The sequence below is a fragment of the Oleiphilus sp. HI0123 genome (assembly GCF_001635315.1).
Genome location: NZ_LWGE01000452.1, coordinates 1 through 20,354, shown reverse-complemented (window position 1 = coordinate 20,354; position 20,354 = coordinate 1). Strand labels below are relative to the sequence as shown.

Genomic DNA, 20,354 nt, shown 5'->3' with positions numbered 1-20,354 from the left:
TAAACAACTGACCGATTGACTCACCAGTATCGCCGAATGAGATAGAGTGGATATCAATATCACCCTTGAAGCGCGTATTGATTGCAATACCATCCACAAAAGGATTACTACCAGCAAGCAGACCATCTATATTTAAAACAGCATCTTTAACTGCATAGATTTCACGAATAGAGTGCGCAAAACTAAATGATGAAGTGCCATCCAAACCTGTCAAATCGCCACGCTCATTGTGAATTTCCATGTCAGAAATCTGAACACCGGCAATATCAATATATACATCCAGATCTGTAATCTTAAAGTAACGACCCCAGTATATTTTGGAGTCAGCCTTACCCGTATTACCACCTAGAGGTCCAGATCCATCAAAGCCGTTACCATTGTTCTCAAGATGTAAGTCATCAGGACCTAAGTAACCCTGGATACCTAATTGACTAATCAAGGTAGTTGTACCAGCAGCACCTTGGTCGGGACCCTGACCATCAGTATCTAGACCAGCAGAACCTAGCTCATAACTTGAACTTGCCAAGCCAATTGCATCGATTTCAAGACGAAAGTCGACAGCATGCTCTAGGACTAGCTCTGCAGTATGAAAATCGTCTAATCCAAATCTACCGTCAGCTCTATACTGATCGATACCGCCTTCTGAAGCCCAGCCATCAGTAAAGTCAAAATGGATTACCAAATCACCATCACCATATGTGCGCTTATCGTCAATTACAGCGTTATCACGAGTTGAGTCAATACCGTTTGCAACACTAACAAACGTCGTATCAGTATTCCCATCATTTACATACATCTGAGCAATATCACGCATATTGGAAAAACCATATGCAAGCTCATTATCACCGTCGGTACCATCACCGGCGATGTCAATCTCAAGCCGTAAGTTGTCAAGCATCGTACCTGCAGAGCCCGTACCATTACCCAACGAGTTACCACCCATACGGATACCTTGAATCAACAAATAGCCTGCATCGTGATATGCGAACTCTCCGATCTCCCACTGACTTTCTACATCAAGAGTAAGACCTGCCTGACCCGTGACGTCTTGTAGACTATCTTCATCAAGCATTTGGACTTCGGCCATCACATTTGATGACAAAGCAGAAACTGCCGTCACCAAAGCCAACCTCTTCAAGCCTTTCATTATTGTATTCTCCTACTTTTTTTATTGTGCCGGCCTTCAGCTCTATTTTAGTCCAATCGGGATATATAGACTTTGTACCGTTAGGCGCCCCTTTCTTTCTTAAATACAGCCCGCATCCATGCATACACAAACCTGTGCCAAGGTCCTACAATCCACCCTTGACCCAAGGACTACTACATACGCATTTTATCCAGTCTAGTTGCTGCTTGAATAATACGCGAATTAACAACCTGGTTCAATCATGGAAAGTCTGTGTGAGACACTGCTCTCACTCCAGCTCAACGTGCCCTTCGCAAAAGGAATATCCCTGCTACCAAACATACCGAAATAGGAATAACAGTCGCATAGATTGGATTAAAACCAAACACAATTGCACTCGGCCCTAACAGGTCTTGTGCATACTTGAACAACAGTCCAACCACTACCCCTGAAAACACCCTAAACCCCATCGTGACAGACCTAAGAGGCCCAAATACGAACGATATTGCCACCAAGACCAATACTGCCGTTGAAATTGGCTGAAACGCTTTCTTCCAAAATGACATCATATAAGCGTCAGAGTTTAAGTCCTGAGCTTCAAGATATTGAGAATAAGTATATAAACCCGATATAGATAAGTCGTCGGATGACACAACCAACACACTAAGCACCGAGGGAGACAAGTCTGTTTGCCAAGTTTTAGTTGGGAAATGATTGACGTAAGTGCGCGCCCCTTTAAAGCTTGTTTCAATAACAGACTCTAACTGCCAAGTACCACGCTGAAAAATAGCACGCTTCGCAAACACACTACTTTCAAGCTGATGATCAGCATCATACCTCTGCAACGACACACCATGAAGCACACCGTTTGATTGCACGGCATTAAAGTGCATAAAAGTATTACCCTCCCGATGCCACACCCCTCTATGACTGGCAACATTTTGCTCTGCCCCCTGGAGAACCGCTCTACGACTCTGAGCTATACCTTCCGTTACAGGAGCAACAAACTCCCCCAAAAACAAACCAATAAGCACAACAACTATTGCAGGCTTCATCGCAAAAAAGACAATCCTTCTGGTCGATACACCCGCTGCACGAATCACCACCAACTCGCTATTTTTGGCAATTGCACCCAAGCCTATCAAGCACCCCATAAACGCCACCAAAGGCAAGTAGTCATATATTCGTCGAGGCAGGGTCGTCAGTACGAACAATGCGGCATCAATAATCCCGTACTGCTCACTCAAATCATTCACTTCCGCCATAAACGCAAACAAAACATCTAACGATAGAACAACCGCCGCAACCAATAGCATGGACGCCGCCACTGTTTGCACAATGTAACGATTAATTCTTCTCATTATTGTTCCCTAGCGCCATATATAATCTGCTAAAAAGCGTTTTCAAAAGTGCCTTATGGTTAATCAAAAATATGCCCTAATATCAGAAATTTGCTGAAGAACGATGCAGTTCATCATTTGGCTTGCTATTCTATGACGATACACGTTTTCAAACCACCTCATTATGTGCTTCAGCACTAATGACCTTCGATACGATAAGAGACAGAAATGAATTACAATATTGTCGATACCGCGATTTCATCACTAAAAGCAGACAGCCTATGCATAGGCCTATACGAAAATCAGACACTATGTGAGCAAGGCAAAGCGCTCGACAAACTTCTTGATGGGCAACTAAGCCAAAGCATATCGCAATTCGACATTGATAGTGATTCAGGAAAAAGCTTCTTCCTACCCCTTCGTAGCGAACACGCTAATAGCGTTATTCTTTTGGGCATGGGAGACAAAAAGAAGTTAAACCTAAGCAGCCTAAACAAGGCCTTCAGCGCATTAGCAAGTCAAGCGAAAAGCGCCAAAGTAAAATCCTTACACTGCTTTTTGGACAATACTATAGATGGCACAGACATTAGCGCCAGACAACTCGCAAACAGTCTCGTTCGCTCAATTTCTGACCAGCATTACACTTTCGATCAGTACAAAAGCAAAAAATCTCCGGCCATCATATTGGAAAACATCAGTGTCGTCTGCTGCACTGCAGACCAACAAGCCTTGAGCGAAGCAACTGTGATCGCTCAAGCTCAGGCGAGAGGCATGGCTACAACCAGAACGCTTGGCAACCTACCCGGAAATGTCTGTACACCTGCTTACCTAGCAGAGCAAGCACTAGCGCTAGCAAGCAGAAGTAATAACTTTGAAGTAAAAGTACTCGAAGAATCTGATATGGAAGCACTAAACATGGGTGCATTTTTATCCGTATCCAAAGGTAGCTCAGAACCAGGAAAAATGATTATCCTTGAGTATAAAGGTGGCAAAGAAGGCGATGCGCCACATATGTTAGTCGGCAAAGGCATCACCTTTGATACCGGAGGAATTAGCTTAAAACCTGGCCCGCAAATGGATGAAATGAAGTATGACATGTGCGGTGCCGCGAGCGTTATCGGTACGATGACTGCAATTGCCGACCTACAACCCAAAATGAATATCGTCTGCATCATTGCAGCGGCTGAAAACATGCCGGCTGGACACGCCTCCAAACCTGGTGATATCGTGACAACAGCTTCGGGTCAAACAGTAGAAATTCTAAACACCGATGCAGAGGGCCGCCTAGTTTTATGTGACGCCCTAACCTACGCCAAAAACTACAAGCCCGCCTCAGTTATCGATATTGCGACACTTACTGGTGCTTGCATTATCGCGCTTGGGCACAGCACCTCTGCCGTGATGGGCAATGACGACACCCTGGTCGATGAGCTTCTGCAGTCAGGCAAAGAGGTAAACGATAAAGCGTGGCAATTACCCATTTGGGATGAGTATCAGGAACAGATCGAAAGCCCCTTTGCCGATATTCAAAATATTGGCGGCAAAGGCGCAGGCAGCATTACCGCTGCATGCTTCTTGTCTAGGTTCACCAAAGAATACAAATGGGCTCACTTGGATATCGCAGGTACAGCTTGGGTATCAGGAGGAAAAGACAAAGGTGCAACAGGTCGTCCGGTTCCTTTGCTACTGAACTATCTGTTAAGCAAAGCGTCTTAAATATCTAGCAAGACTATTGAGTTAATTACGACAGCGACAACAAAAGCATGCCCAGAATAGACCTATACCTCTTAAATGAAGCCAACTTTTCTGAGCAAATTGCTTTTTGTTGCCGTTTAACGGAGAAAGCCCTGCAACAACACAGTCGAATTCATATTCAGACTGTGGACGCTATTCAAAACGAAGCACTAAACAGCGCTTTATGGACTTTCAAACTCGAAAGCTTTATTCCTCATAGTCTCGGTCAAAATGAGTCAGAAAGCAAAACCGCGCCAGTCATCATCGATGACAAACCATTAAAGTCATCACTTCAAAAAGACGATTCTTTGCTCATCCTCCTACGAAAGCAGTTACCCGAGCGCTTGGAAGATTTCAGCCGTTTGTGCTTAATCATTCCGAATATTGAAATCGAAATTCAGGACGCACGTACCTTATACAAGCAACTAAAGAGCCTTGGCCATGAGGTTCATATCCACGATCTACGGAAAGCTTAGGGAAGTCTTTGCTTTTTTAAGCAACTATATTAAGCAAGTCCCTAGCTTCAGCTCGCTCACGCCATGTATAATGTCGGCCATTTTTTATCGTATGCCAAGCGAAAGTCAGGCACTCGACCTCTAGCCATTTTTAACGAGTAAGCATCAACGATTATGGATAAGACCTACCAACCTAGCGAAATAGAACAGTCTTGGTATAAAACCTGGGAAGAAAGCGGCTACTTCAAGCCTTCAAATGAAGGCCAGCCCTACACCATTATGATTCCGCCACCGAATGTCACCGGTAGCTTGCATATGGGACATGCCTTCCAGGACTCTATTATGGATGCCCTAACCCGCTATCACCGCATGAAAGGTCATAACACTTTATGGCAGGTCGGTACCGACCACGCGGGTATCGCAACTCAAATGGTTGTTGAGCGCAAGCTTGCTGCTGAAGAAGGCAAAACTCGCCATGACCTCGGACGTGAAGCCTTTCTCGATAAAATCTGGGATTGGAAAGAAGAGTCCGGTGGCACAATTACCCGTCAGCTTCGTCGTTTAGGTGCTTCTGTCGATTGGGACCATGAACGCTTCACGATGGACGATGGCTTTTACAAAGCCGTTCAGGAAGTATTTGTTCGTTTATACAAAGATGACTTAATCTATCGCGGCAAGCGTTTGGTAAACTGGGATCCTAAGCTTCACACGGCTATTTCAGACCTGGAAGTCGAGAACAAAGACAAAAAAGGCAATATGTGGAACCTTCGCTATCCACTAGCCAATGGTGAAAAAACCTCTGAAGGTAAAAACTACTTAGTCGTCGCAACCACTCGCCCCGAAACCATGCTGGGTGATACAGGCGTTGCAGTCAACCCTGAAGATCCACGTTACAAAGACCTGATCGGTAAGTTTGTAGAATTGCCTCTTGTTGGTCGTTTGATCCCGATTGTGGGTGATGATCATGCCGACATGGAAAAAGGCACTGGTTGTGTAAAAATAACACCTGCGCACGACTTTAACGATAATCTAGTGGGTAAGCGCTGCGGCCTAGCGATGATCAATATCTTCGATATTGATGCTGCCATCCTTAAAGAAGCAGAAGTTTACGACACTGAAGGCCAAGCTTCAGATGCTTTCGATACAGCCCTACCCGCAGAATTTGCTGGCTTGGATCGATTTGAAGCGCGTAAAGCCATCATTGCAAAATTTGAAGAGCTTGGCTTATTAGAAAGTATTGATGATCACAATTTGGTTGCACCCTACGGCGACCGCTCAGGTGTTGTCATCGAACCACTTCTTACAGACCAGTGGTTCGTTCGTGCAGGCCCGCTAGCTGAACCTGCAATACAGGCAGTTGAAGATGGCGAGATTCAGTTTGTTCCCAAGCAATACGAAAACATGTACTTTTCCTGGATGCGCGACATTCAGGACTGGTGTATCTCTCGCCAGCTTTGGTGGGGACACAGAATCCCGGCTTGGTACGATGCTGAAGGTAATGTTTACGTTGGCCGCACTGAAGAAGAAGTACGTACTGAAAACAATATTGATGCTTCAGTTGAACTGTCTCAAGACGAAGACGTTCTCGACACCTGGTTCTCTTCAGCACTCTGGACTTTCGGCACACTAGGTTGGCCAGAAGCAACGGAAAGGTTGAAGACCTTCCACCCAACAGATGTTTTGGTAACGGGCTTCGATATTATTTTCTTCTGGGTTGCCCGCATGATCATGATGACCATGCACTTTATGAAAGATGAAAACGGTAAAGCCCAGGTTCCGTTCAAATATGTATACGTAACAGGCCTTATTCGAGACGAGCATGGTGACAAAATGTCCAAGTCGAAGGGTAACGTACTCGACCCGCTCGATATGATTGACGGCATCGACCTTGAATCTCTGGTTGAAAAACGCTGCGGTAATATGATGCAGCCCCAGCTTGCTCAAAAAATTGAGAAGCGCACGCGCAAGACCTTTGAAGACGGTATCTCTGCACACGGGACCGATGCACTTCGTTTTACCCTATTCTCACTGGCTTCGACGGGTCGTGATATCAACTGGGACATGAAACGCCTAGAAGGCTACAGAAACTTCTGTAACAAGATCTGGAACGCTGCACGTTATGTGCTCATGAATACTGAAGATCAGGACTGTGCTCAGAATTCTGACGATTATCAATTATCTTTAGCTGACAAATGGATCATCTCGCGCCTTCAGCAAACCGAAGCATCCATTGAAAAATCTATTGGTGAGTTCCGTCTAGATATGGCCTCACACACTTTGTATGACTTCATCTGGAATGAGTATTGTGATTGGTACCTGGAGCTTTCCAAGCCGATTCTAAACAGTGACGACAGCGACGAAGCGCTTAAGCGTGGCACACGCCGCACACTGGTACGAGTACTTGAAGCTGTACTAAGAATGGCTCACCCCTTTATCCCTTATATCACAGAGGAAATCTGGCAGCGTGTTGCTCCCTTGGCCGGTCAGTCTGGCGCAACCATTATGACTCAGCCTTACCCTGAAGCAGATGAGTCGAAAGTCGATGAAAAAGCACTGGGTGACGTTGAGTGGCTAAAAGGTGTCATCGTCGCAATACGAAACATTCGTGGTGAGATGGATATCTCTCCTGCCAAGGCAATTCCCGTTCTACTGCGTAACGGCAATAATGAAGATCAGCGCCGCTTCCAGGAAAACGAAGGCTTTGTTAAGTCACTCGCCAAGCTCGAGTCAATGAGCTGGTTAAATGACGAAGAAGCGCCTATGAGTTCAACTCAGTTAGTCGGCTCTATGGAAGTCTTGGTACCAATGGCCGGTTTGATCAACCTTGATGCCGAGATAGCTCGACTCAATAAAGAAATCGATAAGGCGGAGAAAGAAATTAAGCGCCTTTCTGGCAAACTGAACAATGAGAAGTTCGTAAGCAATGCGCCAAAAGACGTTGTAGAGAAAGAGCAGGCTAAGCTGGAAGACGCGCAAAGTAGCCAAGCCAAGCTGGCTGAACAGCTCGAAAAAATCAAGGCCATGTAATTGGCCTTGAAGCTACACATAATGGGTGCCGGTGCAATGGGCTGTCTTTGGGCAGCTCATCTGCACTGCGGATTTTCAGGGGCCTCTGGCCCGCATGTTAGCTTTATTGATAAGCGAGCATACTCAAACCTGTCTATGCGCAAGGAACTTTCCTTCTCTATTAGCAGCCCCTTCCTGGCTCACATTCCAGAAAATACCCAACTAAGCTTTAGGCTAGAACAAACACCGCAAACAATCGATTGCCTACTTGTGTGCACCAAAAGCTTCGATGCCCTTCCCGGCCTTAAAAAGCTTGGTGAAGCCATCACAGATAAAACCCTATTAGTGTTATTCCAAAATGGCCTGGGTAGCCAATACGACATTCTAGAAGCCTTTCCTGATAACCCTATTTTCGCCGCCGTCACGACTGAAGGCGCTAATCGGGTTTCTTCAAATCAAATTGTCCATGCAGGCTCCGGCCTTACGCGCGTCGGCCCCTTAAACAAAGCTGCAGAATCTAACGATGCTGCCCGAGCGCTACTTAATTACCTTCAGCCACCCGCATTAGACAAGACGCTAACACTCCAATACGAAAAGGACATATGGCAGGCTTTGTGGCACAAGCTCGTGATCAATTGCGCTATTAATCCCTATACAGCGCTACTAAATTGCCCGAATGGCCAAGTACGGACATCACGACGTTTTATTGAAGGTTGGCCAATACTGAAGCTAGAACTTAGCGAGCTGCTAAACACAGCAAGCTACCCTCTTTCCGGTGATGAAATCGAAACGCTGGTTTTCGATGTGATGCAAAAAACCAGCACAAATATCTCCTCTATGCTACAAGATATTCGCGCGGGTAAACGCACTGAAATTGATGATATCAATGGCTTTGCAGCCCGGTTTTTGGCTCAGCATACCTTAAGTAGCGAAGTGAATAGTTATTTGGCGAGCAAGGTTAAGGCTCTGCCTACACATTGAACCACCGAGGTCACAGAGCGCTTCGCTGCACAGAGGAAAGATAACACCCTAAGACTTTAGCTGAGTATTCACTCCAAAAAAGCTTTTTCCAGAGCCTGCGTATCGGCCCATATATCACAACGCTGTTTAGCCCGCGTAAGACCGGTATATAATAGCGAACGCGATAAAAGTTCTTTAGCGTAATCAGCAAGAAGAATCCCGACACGCTGGTACTCTGAGCCCTGACTTTTGTGCACCGTCATCGCGTAAGCAGGTTGCCAGGCTTTGAGCCTTTTCGGTGATACGATAATGCTCTCGCCCGAGCCTTGCGGCACCTCCACCTGAAACTTTCCCGTACTACCCGGCTCATGATTACGAGCAACGACAAAGCCAATATCACCATTAAAAACACCCAAGTCTGCGTGATTTTTAGTAATAAGAATGGCCTTACCATGATACAGGAAAGATCCGGTATCAACATTGGCGGAATAGTGCCCCGGTAGCATCGCCAGCAAACTTCGTTCAATATAATTATTCATAGCGATCACACCCTGCTCGCCCTCATGAGTCGAACATAGCAATTGGAAGTCAGCAAAGGCACTATTCAATGCTGCGATATCTGCTTGCTTCTGCACCGCCTCAAAATAGCTTTGATAGGCTGCCGTGATTGAGTGATGAACTTGCTGAGCATTCATTTCAGCTTGGTTTTCACCCTCTTGATAGTCGAACCATCGTACCTGCTTGTTATTGCTATCTAAGTGGCGACTAATGCAAAAGTCATTTTGAAAACCGATAAAATTACCGGCATTAATTTGCTCGGCAGCGCGCTTAAGTTCTCCACCAAAGCGGTAGGTCTTTCTCAAATAGCAAAGCGCTTGATTAATGCCTTCACTCGCTACTTTTTTGTCGACAGCTGGAGTTAGAAAGACTCCTGACTCATAGCCAGTCAGACTTGCCAGACGATCGGCAAATTCGCTACTATAAGACATATCCTCAAAACGCCTAACCGTCTCTGAGAATACCTCGCCCGGCTCCACGGGTGGCAGCTGATAAGGGTCACCCATAAAGATCACTTGTGTGGTGTCAGGCACGGTTTTGATTAACGCATGCATTAAAGCCAAGTCGATCATTGATGACTCATCAACAATTAAGATATCAGCTTCAGTAAGTGCAATTTCACTCCGCCCCGAAAAGAGGCTCTCTGCGTTAAGTTTTTCTGAATAAGAGTGTTGCGAAGGTAAAGCTTTATGGTCGATTAAGAAACGGTGTATCGTCTCACCATTAGCAGGCAAACACGCGCTAAGTGGAAGCATATCTGAGCCTTCTAGCACAGCCTGCTCAGTTTCGATTCGCTTAAGTTGGAAGGCGATTGAGTCCGCTAGACGAACGGCAGCCTTTCCTGTCGGGGCGAGCAACCTTACTTTTGCTGGTCGGCCCAAACGTAGCCTGAATGATTGATCGACCAAGTGCAACAGGCTTGCTGCTGTGGTGGTTTTTCCGGTACCGGGTCCCCCAGCAATCAAAGTTGTTTTTTGCAGCAAAGCATGTGCAGCTGCAACGGCTTGCCAGTCTGGTTTCTCGTCTGAGTCCACACCATTTAATGCAAACATGCTTTTTAAACACTGACTCAAACGATCCAACTGAGACTCGCTGAGTGCTTCGTCACTCAGGCTTTCACTGCTCACCCTTTTCGCTAACCAAGCTTCGAATTCACACTGTAGATTCCAATAACGAGTCAAATACAGCTTATCACCCGAAACAACCAAGGGCTTGACACTCTGTTTTGCATGCAGCCTCTTATGAGCTCTCGCTTGTGAGAAGTCATCGACGACGGAGAGCTGCAATAAGCTAGCTTTGAAGTCGTGATCAAGTCCTATCTTATGAGCTGACAAGGCAATACAGATTTGCCCCTTACTCGTCGCGTAGGACAGTTCACAGATTAAAAGCGCTAAGCTGCTGGCATGCTGTCGCTCTTCTTCTAACAAACCTTTAACCACAAACTCTGCGGCGTAAAGATCAAGCCAGCGATATGCAGTATTTTGTGCCTCGACCTGCTGAGCAAGGTTTTTCAGTACAGGCGTTTTAATTAAACTCATGCGCCCTCCAAATGCAGGTCGAGTGCTTCTATCAAAGCCGCTTCAGGTTTGATGAAATAGACACCCGTTTGCGATGCGCCCAACTCGTTCCCATCAGAGTTAAGTGGCATACCACGAAGATAGAGATAATATACACCACCAAAATCTCGTTCATAACGATAAGCAGCTCCCAAGCGTGCTTTTAGATAGCGATGTAAGGCAAGACTATAGATGAGGTACTGTAAGTCATAGCGGTGATCAAGCATCGCTTCAGAAAGTTTGTCGTGCGTATAATCTTCAAGTTGATCGCCTAGGTAATTCGATTTGTAATCTAGCAGAAAGTACTGCCCTTCTTTGACGAAAACCAAGTCAATGGCGCCTTTTAAGTGCCCTTCAAATGAAGCAAACTCAAGTGTTGGAACGGTCGACGCGTACGACTGAAGCAATTCATTAATACGCCCGATTTGGCAGCGCTGAACTTTAAAGTAAAACTCCATTTCTGCTTGAAAGTCACTTAGTGGCAATTGCGATAAGGAAAAGTTGTCGCTTAGCTTGGCATCTAGAATATTTTTTAACCACTCGCTTAAATAGGCAGACCAAAAAGGCAAAGCGCCTTCATCAACAAGGCGACTTAATGACAGTTTTTCTGCAATCATGTCTCGTAGGCTCAGAGGCTGGCCATCTGAGCGTAGTTTGGTGAGCGGCTGAGCCGTTTCGAATTCAATACTTTCAAACAAGGTATGTAAAAAAGTACCCGCCTTACTACCTCGGGGAAAGTCAAAAATGCTTAACTCTCGCTCTTCGCTTTCCGCTACGGGCTCTTTCGACGGCGTGCGACTATTGGAGCCTGGTGATGTCGTAATATGCTGACGCGCATGGCTTTCCTGCATTAGCCCGGTAAAGCTTTGAACTCGCCATTGGCTACTCAACCCTCTATCTAGCAGTTCACAAGCAATCGCCTCTTGCCGACCCTTGTCACGACCCTGTTCTGATTTAAAGTGCGCAAAACGATGTTGCTTTAGGCTCTCGCTTAAATCATCTTCGTCGAGTAAGTTAAATTGAATGACACCATTTGATTGTGCAGCCAAACCCTCTAAAGCCGAACGGTAGTTATCCTCGTCCAAACCTTCAAGTATTGCTTCACGGTCAAGCAGATAAGCCCAGGCAGTTTTCGCTACCCCCAAACTAAGTACGCCCGCGCCTTTATAAAAGTAGGTACCAAGGAAGCATTGATATTTTGCTCGTGTCAGTGCGACATATAATAAGCGGATATCTTCAGCCAGCCGCTCTCGGTCCACCAAACTGACATTTGACTCTTGCTTGAGTAAGTCGAGGTTTAACTTGCCGCTCTGATCATAAAACCACGCCATATCAGCACCACGGCCTGTGAATACAAACGGTAGAAAGACATAGGGATACTCTAAGCCCTTACTTTTGTGAATCGTGACGATACGAATTAGCTGTTCATCACTTTCAAGACGTAGACGACTCTCATCATCAGCCAGTACCGACGCTGAAATATTCTGACGAAACCAACGCAGTAGCGCAAAGTGACCACGTGTGACTTGCGCCTGACTTTGTAATAACTCCGCTAGCTGATTAACATTACTAAGGCGTCTTTCCCAGTCCTGGAACTGTGAGGCATCCTGGTGCCAAGATGCATAGACACCCAAGCGACTCATAGCGTCACGTATCGCGGCTAAGANTCCATGGCGATTCCAACATTTATGCAAGTCATTAAACAGTTCGAGATAATACTCCAAAACACTATCGTTATTTCGAATATCCAAGAGGCGTTCGTCGTCGATGCAAAAGAATAATTCAGACAGACAGCTCATTAGCAGATACTCATCACCCGGCTCTGCTATCGCTGCAAGCAAGCGATAAATGGCCTGCGCTTCTTCACTATCGTAAATATTGCTCTTGCCTTCGTAGCTTGCACTTAAGCCATAGCGTGCAAGGCGTTGCTTAACTAGCTCGGCCTCTTTTCCTGAACGAACTAATACGGCAATGTCTGAGTAAGCGGCCTTTCCTTCAGTCAGCAATGCAAGAATTTGTTGGACGCAATGATCGGCAAGTATGGAGGTCATCGCTTTTATATCACGTCCTTCAGGTCTTACTTGAGTGATGCAAAACGCAGGCTGACCACGCAAGTGCTCGGGTGTACTCTTCGCCGCGTTTACAGCGTTAAAAGGGATGTCTTCTGCGATAAATGGATTCGATTCGCGCTGGAATACCTGATTTACTGCTGTGACCATCTCAGGCGAAGAACGCCAATTGGTATCCATTGTGAACTGGTGGCCACGCGGGTGTTTGTCAATATCCTGCTTAGCTCTGAGGTAGGTGGCGATATCCCCGCCTCGAAAAGCATAGATTGCTTGCTTAGGGTCACCAATAAGCACCATCGAGGCATCTTTGCGAGACTCAATGCTTGACGAGAAAATACTCGAAAAGATATGGTATTGCTCACGATCGGTATCTTGAAATTCATCAATCAACGCTACTGAAAAGCGCTCGCGCACCGTATTAATTAATATATTACGTGTATCTTCGTCAGACAAAGCATTCGCTACGTTCAATATCAGGTCATCAAAACTGACAGCTTGTTGCCGTTCTTTCTCTTCATTGAACCGTTTACTGATCTCCTGGAAGCTTTGCACCAAGAACACTTCGCGTGAGCCAACTGGAAGTTTTCTCAGGTGCGCTTCTACAAAATTGAAGTAGGCATGCTCTGGAGGCACTCCACCCTTCTTCACGTCTTGGCTTAAATACCCTGGAGTAAAGACTTCAAACAGATTCTTACGTTTACTGGCTTTAGGAAAGTCGAAACTTGTGAACTCGGCTTCGCACCATTCGCGAATCAAAGTGAGCCATTTATTCTTATGGTTCACGCCTTTTAGCATTGATTCAGCGACAAGTTTCTGTACTTCATCGATGCTATCTAAGGTTCGTGAGCGAAGTGTTTGATACCAATCAATTGTGGCATGGTAATGCTGCTCCCAGGCTGAAAGACCACCCTCAAGTACAGCTGGTGTGAATACATCTGGTCGTCTATTAATCAAAGGTTCAAGAGACGACATAAGTTCTGCAGGCGTCGCCCAGTTACTATAGACCTCTAGTAACAACTCTTGTGGTAGAGCAAAGACTTCCTGGCGCCAGTAATCCTCACAGACCCGCAGCAACAGAGGCTTGGTGTCTTCCATCAGGTTTTGCGTAAAAGCGACATTTAAATCTAATGCATGACGCGCCAGAAGCTGCTGACAGAAACCATGAATTGTATGGATTTCAGATTGGTCTATTTGACGTTCTGCGATTCTTAAACGAAGTTTATCTGCCTCAATATCCGATGATTGTTGGTACAAATAATTCAGCACCTCATCGTCACTAGGTTCACCATTTAATACCTGGGAAAGCTCCTGAATTCGTGCACGGACTCGATCACGAAGCTCTTGCGTTGCTGCCTCGGTAAAGGTCACTACCAGAATTTCATCTACCCCGAGCTTTTGTTCTAGCAAATAACGTAAGTAGAGATTGGCGACCGCATAGGTTTTCCCGGTTCCTGCGCTCGCTTCAATTAGTGACAATGAATCAAGCGGGAACTGACAGAGGTCTAGCGTTTTCATTTTAGAACCTCCCCTTGCAAGTCGGTGAAAATAAACTCTTCTTTATAGGCAGCAACTTGCTTAACAAGTCGCTGCGACTCTATATCAGGTAAAACTCGAACCTCGGCGTGATCAGTATAAAGGCAATAGCGCTGCCAATAAGGGTCATCCATTTCACCTTCACGCGCGTTGTAGCCCTGTTTGTTACCTTCAAATATTTTTCTCGCTTTTGACTCGCCTTCAAATATCCAACTAAAGGCAGTCTTCGGTAGGAATGGCAGTGCTTCTTGCCCTGTTAGCGTAAAGAGCTCTAGCAAACCCTCCATATAAGATTTTGCGTCAGCAGCACTCAATTCAGGAAAGATCGTTACTTGCTCTGCATTAATCAACCTTGACTCGGTTTTTAGCTCAAGTCCCGTCTCGTGACCCGGTGCAACTTGATGGTGAAATAGATAGTTGACCACAACATGTTTTACCCAGCTAGAAAAGAACAACGCTGGCGAACTCCGGCTCAAACTAAACTCGCAAACAGCGCTATCCAGTAGGACTAGTGAACCAACTATGCGCTTACCAGAAAGCTGGAAGTCGATAACCAAAGTTGACGCTTCTTTCGCTAAAGCTCGCTCAATATAGGTAGATAAATCGACAAGTTCATCCTTCGCTTGAGCAAAGTAAGTTTCATCTAAAGGTGCTTTTGGCAGCCTCCCTGATAAGCGCCACTGATCAAAACACGCTTGTGTAAGCGTGTCAGAATCGACTTCCTTATGCATGTCCTTGACGACAGTTCTTAAGATATCACCCTTTAGTGCATAGATATCCAAACGGTCCAATGCAAAGGCTTCACTTTCTTCCAGATCATCTGGCAGTTTGCTAACCTTCAAACCAAGTATTTTCTGATAGTAGTACTTAAGAGGTGAAGACAAGGCGCTAAGCAATTCTTCCAAAGACAGACTTTGGATCTGTATTTCTGTTTCATCGTCTTCGACGAGTTGATCACTTTGAGGCTCAGCAAACATATCGAACTGATGTAATGGAGGCGCGTCTATTTCCAGAACATTGGCATTTGTTTCATCCTCTTCTCTAGACTCAAGTTCCAAGCCTCTGGAAAGGTCTTCCTGCTTTGGCGAAAACAGTGTCATCCAGTCCATGTTGTAGCTTTTGTCTAGTATTTTTTCACTGTGCGATTCAGAAACTTTTTCAGAATAATAGTCGGAGTGAAAAGCTTGCAGGCGGTGCTGCTTGGTCCACAACTCCACTACATCGGCATCTGCTTCGTTCTCTATTTTAAAATACGTGCGGCAATAATCCTGTAGCTCACTCACTAGTACAGAGGGGTAGCGAATAGAATTATCGCTAATATTGCGACCCGTATAGCTGATATACAGATAATTCCTGGCACTCAGCAAAGCCTCCAGAAACAGGTAGCGGTCATCATCACGTCGTGAGCGGTCGCCAACTCGCCCCGGAGACCGTGCCATTAAGTCAAAGCTTGGTTTGTTTTCAGGCCTTGGATACTTTCCTTCATTCAAACCCAATAAACACACTAATGAAAACGGTACGCTGCGCATTGGCATCAAAGTACAAAAATTAATACGGCCAGAAAGAAATCGTTGCGAAACCTGCTCTTCTTCCAACACTTGCTTCACTTGCTGGGCAACGATGGAAAATGGCAAAGCTTTTTCATAGCCAGTAACTCTAAACTCATCACTTAAGGCTTCTAGCGCCTTTGCCATTGCCTGAGTAACACTTTCGTGCAAGGTATCCTGATCAAGCCATAAACGCCAGACATCTGCTATCGTAGCCAAAGCATCAAGGGGATGTTTTTCACCCGCTTGCATTGAGAGCGTTTGCTCAACAACGTCAATAAAGCGAACAAACTTACCCACCAATACCTGCTGATCTGAGCCGAACACCTCTTCCGGTATCACTTGTTCACCCGCAAAACTGGCGACAGGAACAGGCCCGAGAATATAGGCGCTTAGCAGGCGTTTAAGCGCTGCGAGCCAGGTTGTCTCGCCACCTGCGTCTTCTATATTTAATATCTTGTTACGATGCGTCTCAGAAAGCCCCCAACGAACATTCAAGACCTTGACCCAGTGATGAATACTAAGCAGCTCATCTTCATCAATGGAAAATCGCTGCCTGATTGCGGGAAAGTCCAAGCAATCTAATAGCTCGGCAGCCGTCATCCGACTTGACTCGAGTATCAATAGATTGCCAATACATTCCAATAAGGGTTGATGCCGATTCAAAGCCTGATCGGCAATAACATAGGGCAGGCTATGCGTTTGCCCATGGCGATCATAAACAAGGCGTGAAAAAACTGCCTCAATATAGGCGGCATAGTCTTCTATATCGGGCACCATCACAATAATATCGCGAGCATTTAAGCCGGGGTTTGCATCAAGCGTATTTAATAAGTAGTCGTGGAGAGCCTCAACCTCTCTTAAGTGGTTATGGCAACTTGCGAAGCGTATCGACTTATCGTCAGGATTCACACAATGGTGCTGGTTCTGCAGGTTCAAGATATCTGACTGAATTAAATTCAGCGCTGAATTATCTTCATCACCAAGATCATCGTAAAGCTCGGTGGCTAGATCAGCGAAAATTTCTTCTTGCATCAATAGCGACATATAATCGCGACCAAGCTTTCCCCATGACGCGAGCAAGGTGTTATGCTCAATAAAGTTTTCCGCTACCGTTTCAGCACTGACGCCCCGCGCAAGCAATGACTGATTAAGCAGGAGCTGCTGATACTCACTCATCACATCACCCCAGTAGTAGCGACAAGGGTTATTCACCACAACGTGTATATCAATGTGTTCAGCTAAAGCTTTGATAACAGCCAGCATTCTAGGAGGCAAGGCTGACAGGCCAAATACGAAGATTCGTTCGGGTAACTGAAGTTCCGCCCCTTTAGGTAGCGCTCTAATACAGGACTCCAGCCTGGTCAGCAGACTGGAACGATGCTGTCGTTGCGCCAAGGGCAAGTCAGGATAAACGCTACACCACAAGTCAGCCTGCCAAGCTTCCAATTCGGTAAATTGAGGACTACTGTAGTCTTTGGAATCCAGGCCGCTAGCAAGGCTCTTTATCGGCTTGCCTTGCTCCCATGCTTGCAACCATTCTGGGCGGTAGTTTTGATAGCCATCAAAAACGTCGGCTATGACACTCGCCATATCAAACACTAAAGACTGGGATAGCGCTTCATCGCCAGCGTTACCCAGCGCAGGCTCAGCACTCCCCTCATCAGTGTTTGGTGATAAGCTCTTGGCATAACGCCGTAAGCGCTGATATTCGGGCTGGGCAAGCTTACTCGGCAATTGTTCAAAAAGCTGCCACCTTAAATTCTGTTTCTCAAAGCCCTGTACTTGCAGAGGCTTCGGTAATAAGGCTTCAGCCAATTTCCAAATAAAAGACGCTGGCATGCTACATTCAACCATCGCAGAGATACCCAATTCTTCAGATATTTGCTGCTGAAGCCAGGTGCCCATACCGAAACTTTGAATAATCACCTTTTCCTGATCAAAGATTTTTTTCAGTGGTTCTCGTCTCATTATTTCAGCAATGATGAAAGCGAGGTTTTCAGTGCGATTCGAAGGGTAAAATTTAAGCATTAAATAATCAGTCAGATTTGAGAGTTGCGTGCGAAGAGCTAGCGCTATTTCTTTATTATCGTTGATACGTTAACTGAAATCATCAGGACTTTCACCTGCTTTTCGCGCTTATTTCAACTACGAGTCATCAACTTAATCGGCAAACTTAATGTAAGCTCTCAAGACATGAGCGGAAGTCCTTATTCATTGATATTATTGGATTTTTTGCTAACAAATAAAGTCGACGCCTGCATTGTTTTTTTGTATCATGAGAGTGTTTTTTGAACAGAGTCACATTTAAACCGTGAACAAAAAGCATTGCTTGTTTTCAACATTACAAATGAATATATTTCTTGCTGCGATATAAAAGTATCCAAGAATAATAGTTTTTAAAACATACAAATATAACGTCACCTGGCATGTTTTATTCACCGAATTAAACAGAGTCCAGTTAGGGGCCAAAAGCTTGCACGGTTCTAAAGGAAAGAAAAAACAAATCGGAACATGGTCCAAACTCGTGGCACTGTGCACCAAGTCCATGGGCGGATACTATCGCGCCAATGGCACTGTTGTTCGTGACCTGGCCAGCGATAAGGCGAGTGATGAAGCAGACGAGCCGATCTATGTTGAAACCGATGTTGCTTTTGCCAGCCTCAATGAGCGCACTCATGCTCGAATCAGGCACCAGGAAACCCTAAGACAAGCAAATATTGAAGCAATATTAGCAATTGCTTCCGGTCTACTAGGACAAAAAGTTACGGCTAAATCCGTAGATTCAGATTGGGCAAATATATTCTTTGACTACGCCCAGAATGTTAGTAGCAGCCCAATGCAAAGCCTCTGGGCCAGAGCTCTACTTTGTGAGCTAAAACGACCTCATTCAATCTCCAAGCGTAGCCTGAACTTTCTATACCATTGTGACGCTTGGGAAATTACTGCCTTTAAGAAGGTTTCCAACTATGCCTTTATCGGCCATAACGGTCACCCTTTTGTGTTTCGCGCCAACAACAGCTTAACGAAGGAAGATGATATATTTTCCGAGCTGCGCCTACTATCACACTGCGTCAATGCAGGTATGATTGCAAGAGACCCTAGTGAGCTACTAGTTGGCTACGAGTTTTATTACCGTAAAACGCGACATAGTGTTAGCCACGACTTTACCGCTCCCGGCCAAGGCGTCGGTTTCTATACCCAGGCATTCACCAAAACAGGTAGCGACTTACTCAAAATAATCGGTGGCTTAGACTCAATCCCAAGCAGTAACTTACAAAGAAGAGTCGTCTGGGAATACTTATCTGACTTTATCGATATTGAAGCGGCAACAGCTAATAGCAACAAAAGCAGCACCCTTAAAGAATCTATCGCCGGTTAAATCGCACGCTCCAAAATTATCAAAGAGTTAGTGAAGTACTTAAACTAAGCCCGAAACAAAAAAACCGACAATCAATGTCGGTTTTTTTATGGGTGAGAAAAGGAGCTTAACCCTGATCGCGCCCCTTACCTGCAGCGATACGTAAACGTAGAGCATTCAATTTAATGAAACCTTCAGCATCTTTCTGATCATATGAACCACCGTCATCTTCAAATGTAGCGATACTCTCATCAAACAAGGTTTCTTCAGATTTACGACCGACAACCACAACGTTACCCTTATAAAGCTTAACGCGAACAACACCGTTTACATAATGCTGTGTTTCATCTATCAAGGCTTGAAGCGCTTTACGCTCAGGGGACCACCAGTAACCGTTATAAACCAACTCCGCATACTTAGACATAATACTGTCTTTCAAATGCGCAGACTCTTTATCGAGAGTCAAAGATTCAATCGCACGGTGAGCCTTAAGCATAATCGTGCCCCCTGGCGTTTCATAGCAGCCTCGAGACTTCATACCTACATAGCGGTTTTCAACGATATCCAAACGGCCGACACCATTATCACCACCGACCTTATTCAAGGTCTCAAGCACGGTTGCCGGGCTCATCGCTTCACCATTGATCGCGGTGATATCGCCTTTCTCATATGTCAGTTCGATATAAGTCGGTGTATCTGGAGCGTTCTCAGGAGAAACAGACCAACGCCACATTTCTTCTTCAGGCTCATTCCAAGGATCTTCTAGCATATCGCCTTCATAAGAAATATGTAGCAAGTTTGCATCCATAGAATAAGGAGACTTACCTTTCTTCTTTTCAACTTCGATACCGTGTGTATCACAATAGGCTAACAAGCTTTCACGAGAGTTGAGATCCCATTCTCTCCAAGGTGCAATGACCTGAACACCCGGCTTAAGTGCATAGGCACCTAACTCAAAACGAATCTGGTCATTACCTTTACCGGTCGCACCGTGAGAGATAGCACAAGCACCTGTTTCATTAGCAATTTCGACCATTCGCTTGGCAATTAAAGGACGAGCAATAGACGTACCTAACAGGTACTCGCCTTCATAAATAGTATTTGCTCTG

Annotated in this window: 11 protein-coding genes; 5 read left to right on the top strand and 6 right to left on the bottom strand. The window is 45.4% G+C overall.

Annotated features, from left to right (window positions below; translation table 11 throughout):
• Both A3761_RS04335 and lptG read right to left on the bottom strand, forming a co-directional pair.
• The coding region (locus A3761_RS04335) for a DUF6160 family protein (RefSeq protein ID WP_068641448.1) at nucleotides 1-1,147 on the bottom strand (1,147 nt) is incomplete at its 3' end.
• A gap of 278 nt (nucleotides 1,148-1,425) precedes the next feature.
• Nucleotides 1,426-2,487, bottom strand: a complete 1,062-nt coding sequence (gene lptG / locus A3761_RS04330) for an LPS export ABC transporter permease LptG (protein ID WP_068552995.1) — start codon at nucleotides 2,485-2,487, stop codon at nucleotides 1,426-1,428.
• Nucleotides 2,488-2,694: 207 nt separating this feature from the next.
• On the opposite strand from lptG, the gene A3761_RS04325 reads away from it, so the two are divergent.
• From A3761_RS04325 to A3761_RS04310, 4 genes are all read left to right on the top strand, one after another.
• Nucleotides 2,695-4,182: a leucyl aminopeptidase gene (locus tag A3761_RS04325; protein WP_068507834.1), complete on the top strand. Its 1,488-nt coding sequence runs from the start codon at nucleotides 2,695-2,697 to the stop codon at nucleotides 4,180-4,182.
• Nucleotides 4,183-4,229: 47 nt separating this feature from the next.
• Nucleotides 4,230-4,676, top strand: coding sequence for a DNA polymerase III subunit chi (locus A3761_RS04320; RefSeq protein WP_068507836.1), 447 nt, complete (start codon nucleotides 4,230-4,232; stop codon nucleotides 4,674-4,676).
• A gap of 153 nt (nucleotides 4,677-4,829) precedes the next feature.
• A complete protein-coding gene (locus A3761_RS04315; protein ID WP_068552996.1) occupies nucleotides 4,830-7,682 on the top strand; it encodes a valine--tRNA ligase in 2,853 nt (950 codons plus the stop codon).
• A 6-nt stretch (nucleotides 7,683-7,688) separates the two neighbouring features.
• On the top strand, nucleotides 7,689-8,642 hold the full coding sequence (locus A3761_RS04310) for a ketopantoate reductase family protein (RefSeq protein ID WP_156490266.1): 954 nt from the start codon (nucleotides 7,689-7,691) through the stop codon (nucleotides 8,640-8,642).
• Between the two features lie 68 nt (nucleotides 8,643-8,710).
• Here A3761_RS04310 and recD read toward each other — a convergent pair whose 3' ends face one another.
• The 3 genes from recD to recC form a co-directional block, all read right to left on the bottom strand.
• Complete coding sequence (recD, locus tag A3761_RS04305) at nucleotides 8,711-10,717, bottom strand: exodeoxyribonuclease V subunit alpha (RefSeq protein ID WP_068507843.1); 2,007 nt, start codon at nucleotides 10,715-10,717, stop codon at nucleotides 8,711-8,713.
• Nucleotides 10,714-14,319, bottom strand: a complete 3,606-nt coding sequence (recB, locus tag A3761_RS04300) for an exodeoxyribonuclease V subunit beta (RefSeq protein WP_068749884.1) — start codon at nucleotides 14,317-14,319, stop codon at nucleotides 10,714-10,716. Before recB ends, recD begins: the two co-directional genes overlap by 4 nt.
• Nucleotides 14,316-17,915 (bottom strand): exodeoxyribonuclease V subunit gamma, encoded by a 3,600-nt coding sequence (recC, locus tag A3761_RS04295; protein ID WP_068507846.1) that lies wholly within the window; start codon nucleotides 17,913-17,915, stop codon nucleotides 14,316-14,318. The genes recB and recC overlap by 4 nt, the downstream gene beginning before the upstream one ends.
• A gap of 445 nt (nucleotides 17,916-18,360) precedes the next feature.
• Between recC and A3761_RS04290 the strand changes: the two genes are divergently transcribed.
• Nucleotides 18,361-19,266, top strand: coding sequence for a DUF2806 domain-containing protein (locus A3761_RS04290; RefSeq protein ID WP_156490393.1), 906 nt, complete (start codon nucleotides 18,361-18,363; stop codon nucleotides 19,264-19,266).
• A gap of 106 nt (nucleotides 19,267-19,372) precedes the next feature.
• On the opposite strand, the gene A3761_RS04285 is transcribed toward A3761_RS04290, so the two are convergent.
• The coding region (locus A3761_RS04285) for an argininosuccinate synthase (protein ID WP_068749882.1) at nucleotides 19,373-20,354 on the bottom strand (982 nt) is incomplete at its 5' end.